17 protein-coding genes are annotated in these 17,585 nt (G+C 64.6%); 11 read left to right on the forward strand and 6 right to left on the reverse strand.

What is annotated here, in order from left to right:
- The first annotated feature begins 12 nt into the window (after positions 1-12).
- From FJW04_RS05375 to FJW04_RS05395, 5 genes are all read left to right on the forward strand, one after another.
- Complete coding sequence (locus tag FJW04_RS05375) at positions 13-1,716, forward strand: iron ABC transporter permease (protein ID WP_015315460.1); 1,704 nt, start codon at positions 13-15, stop codon at positions 1,714-1,716.
- Positions 1,704-2,783: an ABC transporter ATP-binding protein gene (locus FJW04_RS05380; RefSeq protein ID WP_140712785.1), complete on the forward strand. Its 1,080-nt coding sequence runs from the start codon at positions 1,704-1,706 to the stop codon at positions 2,781-2,783. Before FJW04_RS05375 ends, FJW04_RS05380 begins: the two co-directional genes overlap by 13 nt.
- Positions 2,783-3,949, forward strand: a complete 1,167-nt coding sequence (locus FJW04_RS05385; protein ID WP_140713276.1) for an MBL fold metallo-hydrolase — start codon at positions 2,783-2,785, stop codon at positions 3,947-3,949. Before FJW04_RS05380 ends, FJW04_RS05385 begins: the two co-directional genes overlap by 1 nt.
- Entirely contained in the window at positions 3,946-4,701 is a 756-nt protein-coding gene (locus tag FJW04_RS05390) for a 5'/3'-nucleotidase SurE (protein ID WP_140712787.1), read from the forward strand. Before FJW04_RS05385 ends, FJW04_RS05390 begins: the two co-directional genes overlap by 4 nt.
- Positions 4,702-4,811: 110 nt before the next feature.
- On the forward strand, positions 4,812-5,945 hold the full coding sequence (locus tag FJW04_RS05395; protein WP_140712789.1) for a DUF930 domain-containing protein: 1,134 nt from the start codon (positions 4,812-4,814) through the stop codon (positions 5,943-5,945).
- Positions 5,946-5,955: 10 nt separating this feature from the next.
- Here FJW04_RS05395 and FJW04_RS05400 read toward each other — a convergent pair whose 3' ends face one another.
- A complete protein-coding gene (locus tag FJW04_RS05400) occupies positions 5,956-6,630 on the reverse strand; it encodes an HAD family phosphatase (protein ID WP_140712791.1) in 675 nt (224 codons plus the stop codon).
- A 107-nt stretch (positions 6,631-6,737) separates the two neighbouring features.
- Positions 6,738-7,379 (reverse strand): hypothetical protein, encoded by a 642-nt coding sequence (locus tag FJW04_RS05405; RefSeq protein WP_140712793.1) that lies wholly within the window; start codon positions 7,377-7,379, stop codon positions 6,738-6,740.
- Positions 7,380-7,570: 191 nt separating this feature from the next.
- Here FJW04_RS05405 and FJW04_RS05410 point away from each other — a divergent pair, with 191 nt between their 5' ends.
- Genes FJW04_RS05410 through ptsP form a run of 5 tightly spaced genes read left to right on the forward strand, consistent with a single transcriptional unit; the run spans position 7,571 to position 12,293 of the window.
- A complete protein-coding gene (locus FJW04_RS05410; protein WP_140662905.1) occupies positions 7,571-8,008 on the forward strand; it encodes a transcriptional regulator GutM in 438 nt (145 codons plus the stop codon).
- A gap of 53 nt (positions 8,009-8,061) precedes the next feature.
- Positions 8,062-8,829, forward strand: coding sequence for a PTS glucitol/sorbitol transporter subunit IIC (locus tag FJW04_RS05415; protein ID WP_140616781.1), 768 nt, complete (start codon positions 8,062-8,064; stop codon positions 8,827-8,829).
- Positions 8,830-8,845: 16 nt separating this feature from the next.
- Entirely contained in the window at positions 8,846-9,844 is a 999-nt protein-coding gene (locus FJW04_RS05420; RefSeq protein ID WP_140712795.1) for a PTS glucitol/sorbitol transporter subunit IIB, read from the forward strand.
- Between the two features lie 26 nt (positions 9,845-9,870).
- Positions 9,871-10,251 carry a PTS glucitol/sorbitol transporter subunit IIA gene (locus FJW04_RS05425; protein ID WP_140616782.1) on the forward strand — a complete coding sequence of 127 codons (381 nt, stop codon included), beginning with the start codon at positions 9,871-9,873 and terminating at the stop codon, positions 10,249-10,251.
- A gap of 56 nt (positions 10,252-10,307) precedes the next feature.
- Positions 10,308-12,293 (forward strand): phosphoenolpyruvate--protein phosphotransferase, encoded by a 1,986-nt coding sequence (ptsP, locus tag FJW04_RS05430; protein ID WP_140712797.1) that lies wholly within the window; start codon positions 10,308-10,310, stop codon positions 12,291-12,293.
- Between the two features lie 22 nt (positions 12,294-12,315).
- Here ptsP and FJW04_RS05435 read toward each other — a convergent pair whose 3' ends face one another.
- A complete protein-coding gene (locus FJW04_RS05435) occupies positions 12,316-13,116 on the reverse strand; it encodes a hypothetical protein (RefSeq protein WP_015315472.1) in 801 nt (266 codons plus the stop codon).
- 172 nt (positions 13,117-13,288) lie between these two features.
- Between FJW04_RS05435 and FJW04_RS05440 the strand changes: the two genes are divergently transcribed.
- Entirely contained in the window at positions 13,289-14,308 is a 1,020-nt protein-coding gene (locus FJW04_RS05440) for a sugar-binding transcriptional regulator (protein WP_051041246.1), read from the forward strand.
- Here FJW04_RS05440 and FJW04_RS05445 read toward each other — a convergent pair.
- From FJW04_RS05445 to FJW04_RS05455, 3 genes are read right to left on the reverse strand one after another with little or no spacing between them, the layout of a single operon-like run.
- Positions 14,295-15,146, reverse strand: coding sequence for a TIGR01459 family HAD-type hydrolase (locus FJW04_RS05445; protein WP_140712799.1), 852 nt, complete (start codon positions 15,144-15,146; stop codon positions 14,295-14,297). The two genes, FJW04_RS05440 and FJW04_RS05445, sit on opposite strands and share 14 nt — an antisense overlap.
- Entirely contained in the window at positions 15,143-16,417 is a 1,275-nt protein-coding gene (locus tag FJW04_RS05450; protein WP_140712801.1) for an FGGY-family carbohydrate kinase, read from the reverse strand. The genes FJW04_RS05445 and FJW04_RS05450 overlap by 4 nt, the downstream gene beginning before the upstream one ends.
- A gap of 15 nt (positions 16,418-16,432) precedes the next feature.
- Entirely contained in the window at positions 16,433-17,473 is a 1,041-nt protein-coding gene (locus tag FJW04_RS05455) for a class II aldolase/adducin family protein (RefSeq protein WP_015315476.1), read from the reverse strand.
- Between the last annotated feature and the right edge of the window lie 112 nt (positions 17,474-17,585).

Below are 17,585 nucleotides of genomic sequence, written 5' to 3' on the forward strand. Positions count from 1 at the left end.
GGAAACGCAATCATGCCGACACGTATCAGGGAGAGCCGGGGCCAGGAAATGGTCCTGACGGCGGTGGTGGCCGTCGTCATCGTCCTGCTTTCGCTGCTGCCCATGCTGCGCCTCGTCAAGGAGATCGTGGCACCCGGCGGTGTCTTGTCGACGGTGGCCGTGGAGGCCGGGCTGAGAAGCCCGGCAACCTGGATCGCGACATGGCATACACTGGTCGTCGGCATCGGCGGCACTCTTCTGGCGGTGCTGTCGGGAACGCTGGTGGCCGTGCTTGTCTCGCTGACCGACATACGCGGCCGAAGCGCCCTGGTGCTCTGCTACGTCATGCCGCTGATGATCGCGCCGCAGGTGACGGCGCTGGCCTGGCTGCAACTGTTCGGCCCTGCCAGCCCATTCCTCAAGCTTTTCGGAGCGGCGCCGCCGCTCGGCACGAAAAACCCGCTCTACTCGACCTCGGGCATCATCCTGCTGCTTGGCGTCCAATACGGGCCGCTGGTCTTCCTGCTGGTGCGTGCAGGCCTGCGCAAGCTGCCGCGCGAACTGGTCGAGGCGGCGCGCGCCGGCGGTGCGAATTGGTTCACCGTACTGATCACCATCGTGCTGCCCTTGATGACGCCGTCGATCATGGCGGCGGCCGCGCTTGCCTTCGTCTCCTGCGTCGGCAATTTCGGCATTCCGGCCTTTCTCGGCATCCCCGCCAACTACCTGGTGCTGCCGACGCTCATCTATCAGAAGCTGGCCGGCGGGGGCCCGGCGGTACTCGGCGAGACCGCGTTCCTGTCGGTGCTGATCGGCATCATCGCCATGGCCGGCATCCTTGCCCAGGAGGTGATGAGCCGCCGCCGCGACTACCGCATCTCCTCGACATCGCTGCCGGCCGAACCTTATGAACTGGGCCGCTGGCGGCCGGTCGTCCAGGCCGGGATGTGGCTGCTCATCGTGCTGGTGCTGGTCCTGCCGCTGTTCGGGCTGGTGCTGACGTCGCTGGTGCCGGGCTACGGCATCGCGCTCACCGCCAAGACGGCGACGCTCGACAATTACCGTTTCGTGCTGTTCGAGCATGATGCCGCCAGCCGCGCCTTCTTCAACAGTTTCTGGCTGTCGATCGCTGCCGCTTTCTTCGCGGTCCTCGTCGCCGTGCCGATCGGCTATCTCATCGCTTGGGGCAAGCAGCGCTGGGTGCGGCTGCTCAATCTTTCAGTCGAACTGCCGTATGCCTTGCCCGGCGTGGTGCTGGCGATCGCCTCGCTGCTCTTGTTCCTGCGCCCCATCCCGCTGACCGGCGTCCAGCTCTACAACACCGTCTGGATCATCCTCTATGCCTATCTCGCCCGTTTCCTGGTGCTGGCCTTGCGGCCGACCATCAGCGGCTATCACCAGATCGACCGGGCACTCGAAGAAGCCGCACAGGTGGCGGGCGCCGGCCTGTTCACGCGCATGCGCACCATCGTCTTTCCGCTGGTCGCGCCGGCGGCGATCGCCGGCGGCCTGCTGATCTTCATGACGGCGCTCAGCGAACTCACCGTCTCGGCGCTGCTGTGGTCGTCGGGCTCGGAGACCATCGGCGTTGTCATGTTTTCCTTCGAGCAGGGCGGCGATTCCAACTACGCGGCGGCGATGTCGGTCATCACGGTCGCGGTCACCTTCGTGCTGATGCTGGTGACCAACCTGCTTGCCCCTCATCTTCCGAGCGGAGTTCTGCCATGGCGCGATTGACCCTGAACCATGTGACCAAGAGCTTCGCCGAGTTCGATGCGGTCAAGGACGTTTCGATCGATGTCGCTGACGGCGAATTTCTGGCGGTGCTCGGCCCCTCCGGCTGTGGCAAGACGACATTGCTGCGGCTGGTCGCCGGTTTCGAAAAGGTGACCTCGGGCGAAATCCGCATCGGCAGCGATGTCGTGTCGAACAGCGGCGGCAGCGTCGCGCCGGAAAAGCGGCGCGTCGGCATCGTCTTCCAGAATTACGCGCTGTGGCCGCATATGAGCGTCGCCGAGAATATCGGCTATGCGCTGAAGGTGGCCAAGCTCGACAAAGCGGTTGCGCGCCAAAAAGTGGAAGACGCGCTTGCCCTTGTCAATCTTCAGGGCCTGGGCGAGCGCCGGCCCGCCAATCTTTCCGGCGGCCAGCGCCAGCGGGTGGCCTTGGCGCGTTGCCTGGTGGCGACACCTTCGCTGGTGCTGTTCGACGAGCCACTCGCCAATCTCGACGTCCATCTCAGGGCCTCGATGGAGGACGAGTTCGCCGCCTTCCACAAGCGCACCGGCACGACCATCGTCTACATAACCCATGACCAGGCCGAGGCGATGGCGCTGGCCGACCGCATCGCGGTGATGGACCATGGACGCTTGGCGCAGTTCGCCACCCCGCGTGAACTCTATCATAAGCCGGCAAATGAGATGGTGGCCTCCTTCATTTCGCAAGGCATTCTGCTTCCGGCGGACGTGTTGGCCAGCGAGGACAACGGCTATTGCAAGGTCCGGGTTCTCGGAACCGAGCTGGTGGTCCGTTGCCGGCCTGGCGAGCGGCCGCGCGCCGGCGCCAAGATCTGCTGCCGCCCCGCCGATATCGAGCTTTCGGCCGATGCCTCGGGCTTCGATGGTCTCGTCAAGCGGGCGATCTACCAGGGCGGCGCGGCGCGGATTGAATTCGCGCCGACCGCTGGTCCCGACCTCACCTTGCATTTCGAGCAACCCGATCCGGTTGTGCTGGAGAACGGGGCGCAAGCGCGCCTGCGCATAAAATCCGGCTGGCTGATCCCGGCGGCGGGGACAGCCTCGTGATGATACTGGACCTTGCCGGCGGCTTCGGAGAAAAGGGCCGCACCAGCCTCGCCGTCAACAGCGGCGACGATCGCATCCTGCTCGATGTCGGCATCAAGGTCGGCGCTTCAGGGGCGGAATACTACCCAGCGCTCAACGGGTCGAGCGACGACATCGATGCTGTTTTTGTTTCGCATGCCCATGAGGATCATGTCGGCGCGCTGAGCTGGCTGTTGTCGCGCGGCTATAGCGGCCCGATCTTCATGACGGCGGAGACCCGTGCCGAGGCGCCGGCCACGCTTGCCGCCTATGCCGAGCCGGAGGATTTCAGGCGATTTCCCTTGCCTGAAAACCGCATCGAACTCTTCGAACCGGGCGACACACTGACAAGCGGCAATTTCACGGTCAGGACCGGGCGGTCCGGTCATGTCGTCGGCGGTGTCTGGTTCACCGTCGACGACGGGACAAGCCGCATCGCCTATTCAGCCGATGTGGTGCCTGACAGCAATGTGTTTGTCATGGACACGATCCCGCACTGCGATCTCCTGGTCTTCGATGCCTCCTACGGGGCGGATCCCGTGCCGGGGGCTGCCCGGGCGCAAGAAATTTCCGAATGGGTGGCGCGGCATCCGCAGGGATGCCTGTTGCCGACGCCGCTGTCTGGCCGATCGCTGGAACTGATCGCGGCCTTGCCGGGGTCGTTCGCCGTCCATGCCGGCATGCGTTCGTCGCTGGAAGCGCAGATCGGCGCGACCGCGTCCCTGTTGCCGGGCATTTCCGAGCTTTTGCTTGCCCGCCTGCGAAGCGCGGCCGACTGGAGCGATGCCGACCCGCTGCCTTCGCTGCCCCTGCTGGCCAATGACGGCATGGGCGAGGCTGGCCCGTCGTCGCACCTTTTGCCTCGCGCCGACGATGCCGGGTTTCCGGTGTTGCTCACCGGGCATCTGCCTTTGGGCTCTCCGGCCGATCTCATGCACAAGGCCGGCCGGGCGGACTGGATACGCATGCCCACCCACCCGACACTGTCGGGCAATGTCGGCATCTGGGAGAAGGCGGGACGCCCCAGGGCGCTGGGCCATTCCTGCGCGCCCGATCTTCTGGGCGAGTTGAAAAGCCATATTCCGTCCTTGCTCACGCAATGCCGTACGGGTCAACGCATCACGGTGGGGCAAGGAAGCGCATCATGAGAATCCTGATCTGCAACGATGACGGCATCGAAGCGCCGGGTCTTGCCCGTCTGGTCAATGCCGCCCTCGGGTTGAGCGACGATGTCTGGGTGGTCGCGCCGGACGGCAAGCGCACCGCCGCCGGCTCGTCGCTGACCATCGCCAGGCCGCTGACGATGCGGCGCGTCAAGCCGAACTGGTATTCGTGCTCGGGCACGCCAGCCGATTGCGTGGTGAGCGCCATGACGTGGCTATTCGCTGATGAACCGAAGCCTGACCTCGTATTGTCGGGCATCAATGACGGCCGCAACGTCGCCGAGGATATCGCCTATTCCGGCACACTGGGTATTGCCCGCGAAGCGAGTTTCTGGGGCATACCCGCGATCGGCTTTTCGCGCGTGAAAAATCCTGACTTCGGCGCTGCCGACGACGAATGGCTTGGCAAGCTGATCGCCTCGCTCTGGCAATCGCGCGCCGATTGGGCGACAGAGGGCCATTGGCTGAGCGTCAACTTGCCGACCGCGCTGCCGGCCGAAATTCGCCAGCCGCGCATCGGCCGCGACAAGATCGGCCGCACGGCCGAGGTGGTGGAAAGCGCCGGGGATCGCACGATCATCACGGTGCCGCGTGGCCGGGCCCATGCAAGCGAACCGGGGGATGAAAACGCCGCGATCGATGCGGGTTTCGTCAGCATCAACCGGCTGAACTGGTTTGGGGAAACGCGGCTGGACGAGGGATTTCTGGACGGAATCCCACGCTGGCGGCAAAGCTAGCCGATCTCCCTGCGCGGCATCCCCCAGATCACCAAGCTGTCAGCGGCTAAATGGCGTCAATCCGGTGCTTATGCTTGAAGCCGCCGCTATTTCATTCCACATCGGAAGAGATGAAGGATGAGACACGCGAATGGCGCCGGAATCTGCTGTGGGCCTTGGCCGCATCGCTGGTCCTGCATGCGCTTGTCGCATCGTTCTTCATCTACGGCCTGTCAAAAGCCTCACAAGAGCCCCAGCAGGAGCAACCGATAAGCGTCGCGCTCGTGCCTCCGCCCGACAAGCCAAAACCGCAGCCGCTCAAAGCCGAGAAGCCGCCGGAACCTAAGGCTGATAAGCCCCCCGAGCATAAGGTTGAAAAGCCACCCGAACAGCCGCGCAAACAACCTGACGACACCGCTTTGAAGCGTGTTTTTCAGTATGGCGATAAAGATACAGGACCGAAGAAATCCCTGGATGGGGGGGCGGCCAAGGACAATGCGCCGTCGCCTGCAAAGGATGACGCCTCGAAACCTCCGGTCGAGCCCAAGTCCGCCGAGAACAAGCCTGCAGCGACGGCAAACGCGGAGCAGCGGCCTGATGCAAGCAAAGCCGATGAGAATCCGCCAACCGAGCCGACCGTCACCAAGCCCACGCCGAGCGAGGAAAAGCAGGTCACGGAAGACGCTGATAAACAGCAGGCTGCGCCAAAAGCTTCCGATCAGCAAGCAGCCGTAGAGCCAAAGCCGTCGCCAGCCGAGAGCGACGCCAAGACCGGGGCCGCGACCGAAAAGCCCAAGACCAAAGTCGTCAAGACGATGAAGTTCAAGTCTGAAAAAGCCCTGAAGTCCCGGGCCGGAAAAGCCACCGCCTCAAATTCCACGAACGACGCAGGTGCTGGATCACCAATGTATTCCGGTCTTCCGGGGGTTCGGAAACTCTACTCGCAGGGCGCTACCGGCGACGCGTTGGCCACGAGTTCCATGAGCGGCGTACCTCGCAGTCAGCGCGTTGCGACCCTTTGCGCCAACGTGCTGGACCAGGAGCTGCAGGGTGCCGACTATTCTCCCAAATGGCTGCCGACGATTCCGCTGAAAGCCGGCAATGTTCTCGACCGCCCCGAAGCGGCCTTCAGCACGACAACCACATGGTACCAACTGAGCTTCCGATGCGAGGTGGATGCCGATGCGACCAGGGTCCTGTCGTTCGGCTTCCGTGTCGGCTCCGAGATTCCACGCAGCGAATGGCCGCCAAACCATCCTCTTTAGCCTCTGCCACTTAGGCTGGCACACCAAGTCCAGCCAATTGCCGGCTGACTTCTTGCCAGTCGGCGCAGACGAAATCGGCGCCGGCCGCCGTCAGCCGTGCGGCATGCTCGGCATAAGTATGGCCGCCGCCGGTATAGCCGATCGCCGTCATGCCGGCGGCAACCGCGCCCTGGATGCCGAAAGGCGAGTCCTCGATGACGATGCAGTCGGCTGGTTTGGCGCCCATCCTGGCAGCCGCGAAAAGGAAGATGTCCGGCGCCGGCTTGCCGTTCTTGACCATCGAGGAACTGTAGATCGCATCGCCGAAGAAGCGTGCCAGTCCGGTCACCGCCAGGCTGTGGTTTATACGCTCGATGGAGGACGAGGAGGCAACGCAGCGGTCGCCGGCAAGCGTTTCCAGAAACGAGCCTATTCCAGGCGTTGGCTTCAACTCTTCGGTGAAAAGCACCTTGGTCTCGGCCCAGATATCGCCGTCGGCCGACGCGGGAAACTGATGGCCGGTCAACTCCTTGATCCTGACGATGATGTCGGCCTGTTTCATGCCGACGCACTGGGCGATGATGCCGCCGTGAACGCCCGGCATGCCATGCTTATCGTAGACACGTTCATAGGCCTTGGCGGCCAGCGGCTCGCTGTCGACGAGAACGCCGTCGCAATCGAAAATGATCAGTCTTGACGGCGCCACGCGTTTCTCCCGGCCTCTGTCAGAATTCGCACATCGCTATCGACAAAAAGTCAAATGTTCAATAGCAGGCACGCTCGGCCTCGTGGATAGAGGTGATAGAGGCCGATTCAAAGCTGGCGCAAGACGTCGCTGGCGCGGGAGGACCCCAGCGCCCGCTGCATGGCCTGCCGCGACTGTGCGCGATCGGGCGTGATCCAGTTCGGTTCCGCCCCCAGGAAGCGGTCGAGGAAAGCCACGGCATAGGCCGGTATTTCGGTGACGTTCTCGCGATAGGACCACCAGGTGCGCAGGTCGTCGGCGCATTTGTCGATACTGGGCGCCGAGCCAAACTCCTGCTCGTAGATCGCCGAAATCACCGAGACACAGTAGTTGGTGTAGAGAAAGCCTTCCGGCCAGAAACGGATGATGTCCAGCGTGCCGGCATTCTGATCCGTTTCGATGAGCTGGGTGAGGCCGGAGATTTCCCTTGCCGGCGCCTGTTTTATCAGTTCGCGCAGCACGAGGCCGGCGGCAAAGACGATGAAATCGGCGCGGTCGATCGCGGCAAAGCGCTTCTGCGCTTCCATGACCTCGACCCAGTCGAGAAAAGCCCGGGTCAGCTTCGCCTCGTCGATTTCGAAGCGTACGCCGAATGTGTCCGAGACCACCTTGGCGCTGCCGCGGAAGGTGGCGCGGAACCAGCGCAACTGCCGCAGCCGGTGGCGCAGGTCGGGCATGAGGGCCAGTTCATCCCTGAAGGGCAGTTCCATTTCCTGTATCCCGTTTCCCCCAGGTTAGCACAATCGTGCCCCCGCCGTAATCGCGCGGCGGCCCTGTGGATGACCGTGGTTGAGGTCAATATCATACATATTGACATTCGCGGAAACAAATGTTCTCACTTTGCTGTTGTCGCGCGCCGGTCCAAGGTGCGCCTCGACTGAGGCTTCGGGAGGAGAACCGAATGGCGATTTGGCAGTGGGGACTGCTTCTGCTGGTTATTGTGTGGGCGTTGCAGTCGCTCGGCGTCTGGCTGCAGATGCGGCACTATTCGGATGTCTTCCGGGGCGTCACCAACCAGTACAAGGACGGCTTCGTCGGAGCCGGCAATTTTCGCGGCCGATTTGCCAAGGGAACGATCGCGCTGGTCGTGGTTACGCCCGACTTGATCGTGCGCCGAATGATGGTGATGAGCGGCCGTTCCGTGTTCACCAAATTCAAGCGACATGAAGAATTCGAGGGCGTTCCCCTCGATCGACTCCGGTCCAACCCTGCGATCATGGGGGAGGGGGAACCCGGTGTGGCCGAGGCCGTGAAGCGGGCGATCGAACAGATCGACAAAGCACGGTCGGAGCCGGGGAAGAAGCCGGGTTTGGCCGGCTTGAATGTAGCAAGGGCATAGAGGAGGCCGTGCGCCGACTGGGATCAACCGGCGGGCCGGCATAAGGAGGAGAAATGTCTGTATTTTCGTTGTTGGCTCAGCATGCCGACATGGCCGTGCACAATTTGCATGTCGCGGGTGCCATGGTCTCGGATGCCGCATTGCATGGCAAGCTCGCCGTCGAGCATGCTTCCGATCATCTCGTGGTCCTGGCGCAGGCGCAGACCGACAGCGGGCCGGTCACCGCCGATCAGCTGAAGGAGCAGCTGAAAAACGTGCAGCAGGAAGAGCAGCTTGGCTGGCTGACTGCCATCGGCAAGTACTTCATCGGCATTTTCCAGAAGGGCGGCGAGGTTTTCGCCGGCTTTGTCACCGGCATCATCCCGACGCTTGTGGTGCTGATGACCGCCTTTTACGCCGTCACTGAACTGGTCGGCGAAGAACGGGTCCACGGTCTGGCGCGTGGCGCTGGCCGCATCGCGCTGACCCGCTACACCGTGCTGCCGCTGCTGGCGGTGTTCTTCCTCACCAACCCGATGGCTTACACCTTTGGCTCGTTCCTGGAAGAAAAGCACAAGCCGGCCTTCTATGACGCGGCCGTGTCCTACGTGCATCCGCCGCTCGGCCTCTTTCCGCACATCAACCCTGGCGAATATTTCGTCTGGGGAGGCATGCTCGTGGCCTTGCTCGATCTCGAGAAGCGCGGCGTCATCGCCGCCGGCTACCATGTCAAGGTTGCCATCTGGTACGCCATCGTCGGCCTCGTCGTCATCCTGCTCAAGGGCATGCTGACCGAGCGCATCACCGCCATCATGGCACGCCGCCAGGGCGTCGAGCTGTAAGGGCGGGGAGGACATCATGGCTAAGACATACAAAGCCGTACGGATCACCCGGGGCAAAACAGGGTGGGGCGGTCCGCTTGTAATCGAGCCGACCGAACAGCGCAGCAAGGTTGTTTCCGTCACCGGTGGCGGCATTCATCCGGTGGCGCAGCTCATCGCCGATATGACCGGCGCTGAAGCCGTCGACGGCTTCAAGGCGCCGCCGATAGAAAGCGAAATGGCGGTTGTCGTCGTCGACTGCGGCGGCACCGCACGATGCGGTGTCTATCCGCGCAAGCGTATCCCGACCGTCAACCTGACGCCGGTCGGACAGTCCGGGCCGCTCGCCCAGTTCATCACCGAGGATATCTACGTTTCGGGCGTCAAGCCGGCCGACGTCACAATGGCGGACGGGTCCGAGGCGGTCACGACTGCAGGGGGAGCAGCATCGATGAGTTCGACCAACAACACAGCGACGCCGACGGCGCTGCCCAGCGAGGGCGGCCTGATCGGTTTCATCAGCACGATCGGCCGCGTCATGGGTCGTGTCGTCGGCATCTTCTTCAATGCCGGCCGCCGCACCATCGACCAGGTCGTCCGCAACGTGCTGCCGTTCATGGCCTTCGTGACCATGCTCATCGGCCTGATCCTGTATACCGGCGTCGGTGACGTGCTGGCGCAGCCGATGGGTCCGCTGGCCAACAATATCGTCGGCCTGCTGATCATCTCGGCCATTTGCGGCCTGCCGTTCCTGTCGCCCATTCTGGGCCCAGGCGCTGTTATCGCGCAGGTTATCGGCGTCGCTATCATCGGCCCGCAGATTGCCAACGGTACGATCTCTCCGGCGATGGCGCTGCCGGCTCTGTTTGCCTACAACACCCAGGTGGGCTGCGACTTCGTTCCCGTCGGCCTCGCACTGGGTGAAGCCAAGCCGAAAACCATCGAAATCGGCGTGCCGGCGGTGCTCATCAGCCGCCAGATCATGGGTCCGGTCTCGGTGCTGATCGCCTGGGTCGTTTCCCTGATCGTGTTCTAAACACCAGAAATAACGAGGTTCGCCATATGTCGGTTCTTCTCAAGACACGGGTCACGGCAATAGGACCCGAAGTGGCGGACCTCGCCGAGGGCGGCGTGGTCATCCTGTTCGCGGATGGCTCGCCACCGGAGCTTGCCGAGGTCTCGGTGCTCCACAAGACGGAGATCGGACCCAGCGACGGCGCGCCTGAAAAGGGCGCGTCGATCACCCTTGGCCCCGTTTCGGCTGTCATAACCGCCGTCGGCTCCAGCGCCTGGAGCAAGGTGCTCGAGATGGGCCACGTCGTCATCTCGTTCAACGGCGCCACCGAGGCCGAAAGGCCAGGCGAGATCTGCGCGTCGCAGGTCGATACGCAAGCCCTCGTGGCAGCGCTGAAGACAGACGCGATCATCACCATCGCCGCCTGAAAGCATTCGCGCCCAGCCAGTCTGGCTTTGGCGCCCAAAAAAGCAGAGTATTTGCCATGGAACGCTCGACCATCGTCAGAGTGCATGAAGGTTTGCACGCCCGTCCCGCCACGCGCTTCGTCAAGCTCGCCAAGGCTTTCGAATCCGACGTCGAACTGGTCAAGGACGGCAAGGCGGTCAGTGCCAAGAGTTCGGTCAAGCTGATGCTGCTGGCGGTCAAGGAAAACCAGGAAGTCACCGTGCGGGCGAACGGCGCCGACGCCATCGAGGCGATCGAGGCGCTGATCGGCTATCTCGAGAACCCCAAGGCGGGTCTCGACGACGAAGACACCCACGCTCCAGCCAATGACCAGGGCAAGGAAGCGGCACTCGCGCCAGCGCCCCGGTCCGCGCCAGCTGCATCAGGCGAAGCAAGCAGTGGTTTGCGCGGTGTCGCCGCAAGCGAGGGCGTCGCCATCGGGCCGGCTTTTGCACATTTCCCGCCTGACATCGCCGGGCAGGGCCGCATGCTGCAGGCCGATGAGATCGCCGGCGAGATCGACAGGTTTCGCGCCGCCGTCGCCGCCGTCCAGGCCCGCATGGACCGGGCTTTGGCACAGGATGGTCTGTCGGCCGGTGACCGCGGCATCGTCGCGGCGCTGAGAGATATCGCCGCCGACGACAGCCTGACCGGCGAGGCCGAGAAGGCAATCAAGGGCGGCAACGACGCGGTCTCGGCCACGATAACCGCCGCCTCCACCATCGCCGCCGATTTCAGCGCCGTCGACGATCATTATCTCAATGCGCGGGCGGACGATGTCCATGCGGTCGGACGGCAGATCAGCCTAGTGCTGCTTGGCCAGGACGACGTCAGCCTCGAGAACATCCCGCAAGGTGCGATCCTGATCGCCGATGATATCGGGGCCTGGGATCTGGCGCGGGCGCCGCTGAAACGCATCGGCGGCGTGGTGTGCGGCCATGGCGGCGCCACCTCGCACATCGCCATCATCGCCCGCTCGCATGGCATTCCGGCGGTGCTCGGCCTTGGCGACCGGATCCACCTCTTGCGCACGGCGCAAGAGGTGGCGCTCGACGGCAACAGCGGTCAGGTGATCATCGACCCCGACGCGGCGACGCGCGCCGATTTCGCCGGTCGTGTCCAAGCGGCGGCGAAGGAGCGTGCCGGCCTTGCGGCTTTCAAGACGGTAACGCCGAAGCTGGCGGACGGCAGGGTCATCGAGGTCGCGGCCAATATCGGCTCGCTGGAAGAGATCGAGGCAGCGCAAGAGGCCGGCGCCATGGGTGTCGGCCTGTTCCGCACCGAGCTCCTGTTCATGCGCCATATGCACCTTCCGTCGGAGGACATGCAGGCCGAGACCTATGCGGCGCTGGCCAAGGCCTTCGCACCCTATCCGGTCATCGTGCGCACGCTCGACATCGGCGGCGACAAGCCGATTGCCGGCATCGAGTTCCCCGACGAGGAGAACCCCTTCCTCGGTTGGCGCGGCATCCGCATGTGCCTCGACCGGCCCGATATCTTCAAGCGCCAGCTCAGGGCGCTGCTGAGGGCCGCCGTGCACGGCAACATCAAGGTGATGCTGCCGATGGTCTCCGATCTTGGCGAGGTGCGGCAGACGCGCGTTCTTGTCGACGAATGCGCCGCCGAACTCAAGGCCGAAGGCGTGCCGCATGCGACGTTCGATCTCGGCGTGATGATCGAAACCCCGGCCGCCGTGCTGATCGCTCCGGCACTGGCCAAGGAAGTAGCTTTCTTTTCGATCGGCACCAACGACCTGACCCAGTACATCATGGCGGCCGACCGGCTCAACCCGACCGTTGCGAAGCTCAACGACGTCACCAATCCGGCGGTCATGTCGGCGATCGAGCTGACGGCCAAGTCCGGCGTCGCCGCCGGCATCATGGTAGGCATGTGCGGCGAAGCGGCGGGCCGGCCGGATCTCATTCCGGCCTTCCTGGAGATGGGCCTGACCGAGCTGTCGATGAGCCCGGCCTCGATCCAGCGCGCCAAGAAGACGATCACGGCGATGGCAGCCGGGGAGTAGTTCCCGCAATCGCCGCTGGAGCTTACGGCAGATGCGCAAGCAAGGTGGCGAACACAGGTGCCAATTCATCGACCGGGCTCGCCTTGGCGCAGGCTTGGGCAATGCGCTCATGACGTATGTCGGCCGCCAGAATCGCGATTTCCAGCATGTCGGGCTCCGGCGCGCCGTCACGACCGGTGGTCGCCAGGCCGCAGGCCAGGACGACCGGCGCCAGGCAGCTTACGTCGAGCGCCTGGCCGCCGGCAGCGCTCGTTTCCGGCGCGGCTTCGCCAAAGCGGACCGGACGCTGGTTGAGCAACTCGACCAGCAGTGCCGCGCAGATGGCCGCGATGGCCTGCAGTCCGGCACCCGGCGCGGCCAGCGCAGCCAACAATTCGCCATGGCGCTTGCGCATGGCCGCGTGGACGGCGGCGAACCCGGCTTCATGGATACGGGCGTGGTCGATCTTCAGCCCGGCAAGCACTGCCTTGGTCAGATAGTACATGTCGCGCCGGAACAGGCGCTCGGCGCTCAATTGCTGGTCTTCGTCACCGGCCGGGAAATAGGTGGCGAGGCCTTTTACGGTCGTTCCATCCACTCTTATCGGGCGCTCGTGCGGGACGAAGGATTCGGCGATCGACAGCGCTTCGTCGACGGCACTCGCGGCATGGCTGAGCAGGCCTTCGATGCCTTTGCCCGGAAATGGCGGCAGATGGCTGGTTGCTTCGCGCAGCAGGCTGGCCTCGCTGGCGCCGTCGTGGCGGCTCTGGCGGATGATGTCGCGGACTTCCCGCAGCCGGTCCTTGAGGTTGACGCGGACATCTTCGGAGATTTGTCGGAGCATCGCGGTTAGCCTCGAATGTGCCGTGCGGCGCCACCTGCGACGGGCACCACCGACTCTACATTGTTCCTATCGATTGGTAGATCAATAGGCGATACTAGACCAGCATGCAGAATCGGCGACGGCGCACTCGTCCGCCGCGGGGGAGGGATGATTGGCCAGGGGACGACAAATCGTGGAAAGACGGCCCGAGGAAAGGCGGACCGACGAAAGGCGGGCAGGAGCGGAAGCGACCGAGCAGATCGTCAGCGAGAGCCGCACGGACCGCCTCAGGATCCGCGCCGCCTGGATGTATTTCGTCGAGCAGATGACGCAGAATGAGATCGCCGATGTGCTCGGCGTCGGCCGCGTCACCATCGTGCGCATGCTGGCGGAGGCGCGGTCGCGCAACGAGGTCAAGATCACCATCGAGAGCGAGCTTCTAGAGATCGTGCGGCTGGAGCGCGCGCTGGAAAAGACCTTCGGCCTCCAGCAGGCGCTGGTGGCGCCGCTGACGGCGGCCAGTGCCGATCCGATCCCGGCAATAGCCGCCAAGACCGGCATGTTCCTGTCCGACGCTATGAAATCCGGCATGCAGGTCGGTGTCGGCTGGGGCAATACGCTGTTCCACACCTTGCCGTTCATCAGCGCCAAATCGCTGACCGATTTCAAGGTGATTTCGCTGCTTGGCGGCGTCGGCGTCGCGCGCCGGGTCAACCCGGCCGAGTTCGCCTGGCGCTTCGCCCAGATCTTCCAGGGCGACGGCTATCTGATGCCGACGCCAGCCGTCGTCGACAGCGTCGAGACCAAGATCGCGCTGATCGAACGCTGCGGCCTGCAGGAGGTTTTTGAAATGGCCGACGCGCTCGACGCCGTTCTGCTGAGTGTCGGCGGGATCGCTTCGGCCACCACCTTCTCGCGCGGCGGCTTCCTCAGGGAAGCGGACCGGGAGGCGCTGCTGGCGCGCGGCGCCGTCGGGGACCTCCTGTTCCACTTCTACGACCGCAATGGTGATCTGGTCGACCATCCCGTCAACAACCATGTGATGTCGGTGGATGTCGACCGGCTGCGCAAGGCGCCAATCCGCATTCTGACCTCCGGCGGCGCGGAGAAGACCGACGCCCTGCTCGGCGCAATGAACCTGATTGCGCCCACAATCCTGATCACCGACGAGGAGAGTGCAAGGCGGATTCTGGCGGCGGTCAGCGAAAGCTGAAGGACCCCATCGTATAGTCCGGCCAGGCCTTATGCTCATCGAAGACAGCGGCGAGGTCAGGCGTGTCGGCCAATATCCCACCCATCACCAGTGCCGTCGCGATGCCGACGCCATTGCCGCCTGCAATATCGTGTTCGACGCTGTCGCCGACGCAGATCACGCTGCCGCGCTTTGGTTCGCCGGCGAGCGCGAGCGCCGCTTCGAAGATCGCCGGGCCGGGCTTGCCGATGCGGGTGACGCTGCCGCCCAGGCTCTCGTAAAGATCGGCGATCTCGCCGGCGCCGAAGCGGGGCCCGACCGCCGTCAGCATGATCTTGTCGGGATTGGTGCAGAAGCATGGCACTTTTCGCGCCGCCGCCGGGGCCAGCAAGCGGCGATAATGCTCGAGGTCGTAGCGGTCGCCCTCGCTGGCCGCGATCAGTACCAGGTTGGCGGTATCGCCGGTTCCGGTCAATACAAAAGGCAGGCCCTCGATCGCTGTGCGGTCATTATCGCGGCTGATCAACAGGCAGTTCGTGCCGGGCCGCAACGCTCCGGTCGCCGCCATTTCGTGGAAGGATCGCCACGCCACCTCGCCGGAGGAAACGAAATGATCCCAGCTTCCGGGCTCGAAGCCGAGCCTCAGCAAACGGTCTTCGTTGGGCTTGGCGCGCCTGCCGGAGTTGGAGACCAGCACCACGGTCTTTCCGGCGCGCTTCAGTGCCGCCAAGGCCACCACCGCACCGGGATAGGGGGCCGAGCCGTCATGCAGCACGCCGAACTGGTCGACCAGGAAGACCTGGTAGCGCTCCTCCAGCGGTCCGATGCCGTCGAGGCGTTCAGCCAGTTTCCCGCTCATAGCAGCCCCACCTCGTTCGCACCCTTCAACGCCAGGCGCGCCGCTCCGGCAGCGGCCTCGTCCGACAAAGCCGGCAAGAACGCAACGCCGAGCTTACGCTGCCGGATCGCGCTCCACGCCGGATTTGCCGCGCCGCCGCCGACGCTGCGCACCGAAGTCAGCGCCGGCGCGCCGAGCTCGCCAAGCCGGCGATAGCCGAGCGCTTCGATCGCGGCCATGCCTTCGAACATCGCCTTGAGATAGTCGGCATCATCCGCCGGGCGCGGGACGAGGCGCGGGGGGAGCGCCGGATCGGCGATGGGGAACCGTTCGCCAGTCGTCCCAAGCGGATAGTAGTTGAGGCCGGTCTCGGTCGCGGGGTCGATCATGGTGCTGAGCTCGATGATCCGCGCGAGCGGAAAATGCCGCGCCAGCACCTTGCCACCGGAATTCGATGCGCCGCCGGCCAGCCAGGTGTCGCCAAGACGATGGCTGTAGATGCCGAAGCGCGGCGCCGAGATCGGCCGGTCGGACAGGATCTTGATGGTCAGCGAGGAACCCAATGCGGTGACGCCGTCGCCGGCTGCCGTAGCGCCCGTCGCCAGGAATGAGGCGCAGCCGTCCGTGGTGCCGGCAACCACAACCACATCGCGCGGCAGGCCGAAAAGCGCGGCGGCGGCCGTGGTAAGCGTGCCGCTGACCTCGCCCGGCTCGACGACATCAGGCAGTAAATTCATGCGCATGCCGGTGGCCGCGATCCAATCCGGCCAGCGGCGAGCCTCGACGTCATAGCCGGTCTTGAGCGCATTGTTCTCGTCGCTGACGTCGAAGCGTCCGGACAGGTTGCCGGCGATCCAGTCGGCCTGGTGCAGCACGGCCGCCATGCCGGGCAGACGCTGGAATCGGAGCGCCTTGGCGAGGCCTGAAGTCGGCCCGTGGGCGGCGCTCGTTTCCGGCGCCTCGCGGGCGACGATGGCCAGGATGTCTCCGTCATCGACCTTGTCGTTGTACATCAGCGGCTCGGCCAGGGGCCGCCCATCAGTGTCGACCGGCAGCAGCGTGCCCGATGTGCCATCGACGGCGATGGCGCGGACCGTGGCACGGTCTATGCTTGAAAGCAGCCCGGCCAGCGCCGCCTGGACCGCTTGCCACCATGTGCGGGGATCGCGGGGGTTCGGGCCGAACCTGTCGAGAGGCACGGCGGATTGGGCGGCAATGGAAAAATCCTGGCGCATGGCGACCGCGCGGGCGCCGGAGGTGCCGATGTCGATGCCGACGACAAGTGGCGTCATGTCGTCCGTTCCTTGTCAGGCCGTGCCGGCGGCGTTGAGCTTCTGGCGATACTGCTCGGCGTCCCAGTTGACCAGTTCGTCATTCTCGGCGGCCGTGAGATAGTTCAGCCGCGCCTTGCCATCGACGCGCGCGGTCACGTCGGCCAGGCAACGCTGCATGGCGTCGGCACCGGCGCTGGCGTCGCCGCGCATCAGCACGCCGGCGCCGGGAAACAGGATCGCCGGTGGCGCCGCGCCAAGCCGCGCGACGACGCCGGCCACGTCCTCGCCCGGCCTCGCCAGGACCGAGCCCTGGCCAAGGAATATGACATGGTCCGGATAGAGGCTGCCGGCCTCGGCCATGTGCAGGCTTTCCGCATCGATCGCGACAGCATGCGCTTCGATATCCGCCGGTAACCGGTAGTCGCCGGCTAGCGTCGTCAGGGCGGCGATGTCGGGTGCGGCGGTCGCGCGCGCCGGCCGCGCCAGCAGCGACCGGACGCGGTGCAGCAAGGCCTGTGCGTCGGGGACGGTTTCCGCGGCGACCACCAGTCCGTGATTGCCAAGGATCAGTACGTCGACGCCGGGTCGCAATCTCTCGGCAATGCCACGGGCGAGCGGCAGGCCCGGCCGGAAATAGGGCACCCAGGCCCACTCGATGCCGCCCAGCCGCTTGGCGACCTCGGCCTCGCCATCGGCTTGCACGGCCAGCGAAATCGTGTCGACGCAGTGGACGTGCAGAACCACGCGTTGCGGCATCAAGGCATGCACCGTGGTCTCGATCGACGGACGCAGGCCACGCGGATTGAGGTCTTCGATGGCGAAAGCCTGTGGCTTGTCGGCGGCCGGGTCGCGCCGGTCGACGGCCTCCAGCAGCGGCGCCATCGCCACCGGCACCATAATGTCGTCGCTGAGCGCGTCCTTCAGCCAGGTGCCCGAAGCCTTGATCCACAGCGTGTCGCCGGCCTTCAGCGAGGTGTTTCCGCCCGCCGCCTGCGTCATATGCGGGTTCAGCCCGATGCTGGCCGAAAGCGCCCGCAAGGCAGCCAGTTCCTGTGCATCAGCTTGGGTTGCCATGGCCCTTTTCTCCAACGCTTGCACAAAATCCCGTCGTCGGGACCGGTGTTGGCGTTGGTATCGCAGATGTGAGTGATCTGCGTCAATAGTGATCTACTATCGTCAAAAGCAG

The sequence above is a fragment of the Mesorhizobium sp. B2-7-3 genome (assembly GCF_006440715.1).
Taxonomy (GTDB): domain Bacteria; phylum Pseudomonadota; class Alphaproteobacteria; order Rhizobiales; family Rhizobiaceae; genus Mesorhizobium; species Mesorhizobium australicum.

Coding starts and splice junctions, on each gene's coding strand:
- FJW04_RS05395 (WP_140712789.1), top strand. CDS start 4,812: ATGAAGGATGAGACACGCGAATGGCGCCGGAATCTGCTGTGGGCCTTG.
- FJW04_RS05380 (WP_140712785.1), top strand. CDS start 1,704: ATGGCGCGATTGACCCTGAACCATGTGACCAAGAGCTTCGCCGAGTTC.
- FJW04_RS05385 (WP_140713276.1), top strand. CDS start 2,783: ATGATACTGGACCTTGCCGGCGGCTTCGGAGAAAAGGGCCGCACCAGC.
- FJW04_RS05445 (WP_140712799.1), bottom strand. CDS start 15,146: ATGAGCGGGAAACTGGCTGAACGCCTCGACGGCATCGGACCGCTGGAG.
- FJW04_RS05420 (WP_140712795.1), top strand. CDS start 8,846: ATGGCTAAGACATACAAAGCCGTACGGATCACCCGGGGCAAAACAGGG.
- FJW04_RS05455 (WP_015315476.1), bottom strand. CDS start 17,473: ATGGCAACCCAAGCTGATGCACAGGAACTGGCTGCCTTGCGGGCGCTT.
- FJW04_RS05390 (WP_140712787.1), top strand. CDS start 3,946: ATGAGAATCCTGATCTGCAACGATGACGGCATCGAAGCGCCGGGTCTT.
- FJW04_RS05410 (WP_140662905.1), top strand. CDS start 7,571: ATGGCGATTTGGCAGTGGGGACTGCTTCTGCTGGTTATTGTGTGGGCG.
- FJW04_RS05375 (WP_015315460.1), top strand. CDS start 13: ATGCCGACACGTATCAGGGAGAGCCGGGGCCAGGAAATGGTCCTGACG.
- ptsP (WP_140712797.1), top strand. CDS start 10,308: ATGGAACGCTCGACCATCGTCAGAGTGCATGAAGGTTTGCACGCCCGT.
- FJW04_RS05425 (WP_140616782.1), top strand. CDS start 9,871: ATGTCGGTTCTTCTCAAGACACGGGTCACGGCAATAGGACCCGAAGTG.
- FJW04_RS05435 (WP_015315472.1), bottom strand. CDS start 13,116: ATGCTCCGACAAATCTCCGAAGATGTCCGCGTCAACCTCAAGGACCGG.
- FJW04_RS05450 (WP_140712801.1), bottom strand. CDS start 16,417: ATGACGCCACTTGTCGTCGGCATCGACATCGGCACCTCCGGCGCCCGC.
- FJW04_RS05405 (WP_140712793.1), bottom strand. CDS start 7,379: ATGGAACTGCCCTTCAGGGATGAACTGGCCCTCATGCCCGACCTGCGC.
- FJW04_RS05415 (WP_140616781.1), top strand. CDS start 8,062: ATGTCTGTATTTTCGTTGTTGGCTCAGCATGCCGACATGGCCGTGCAC.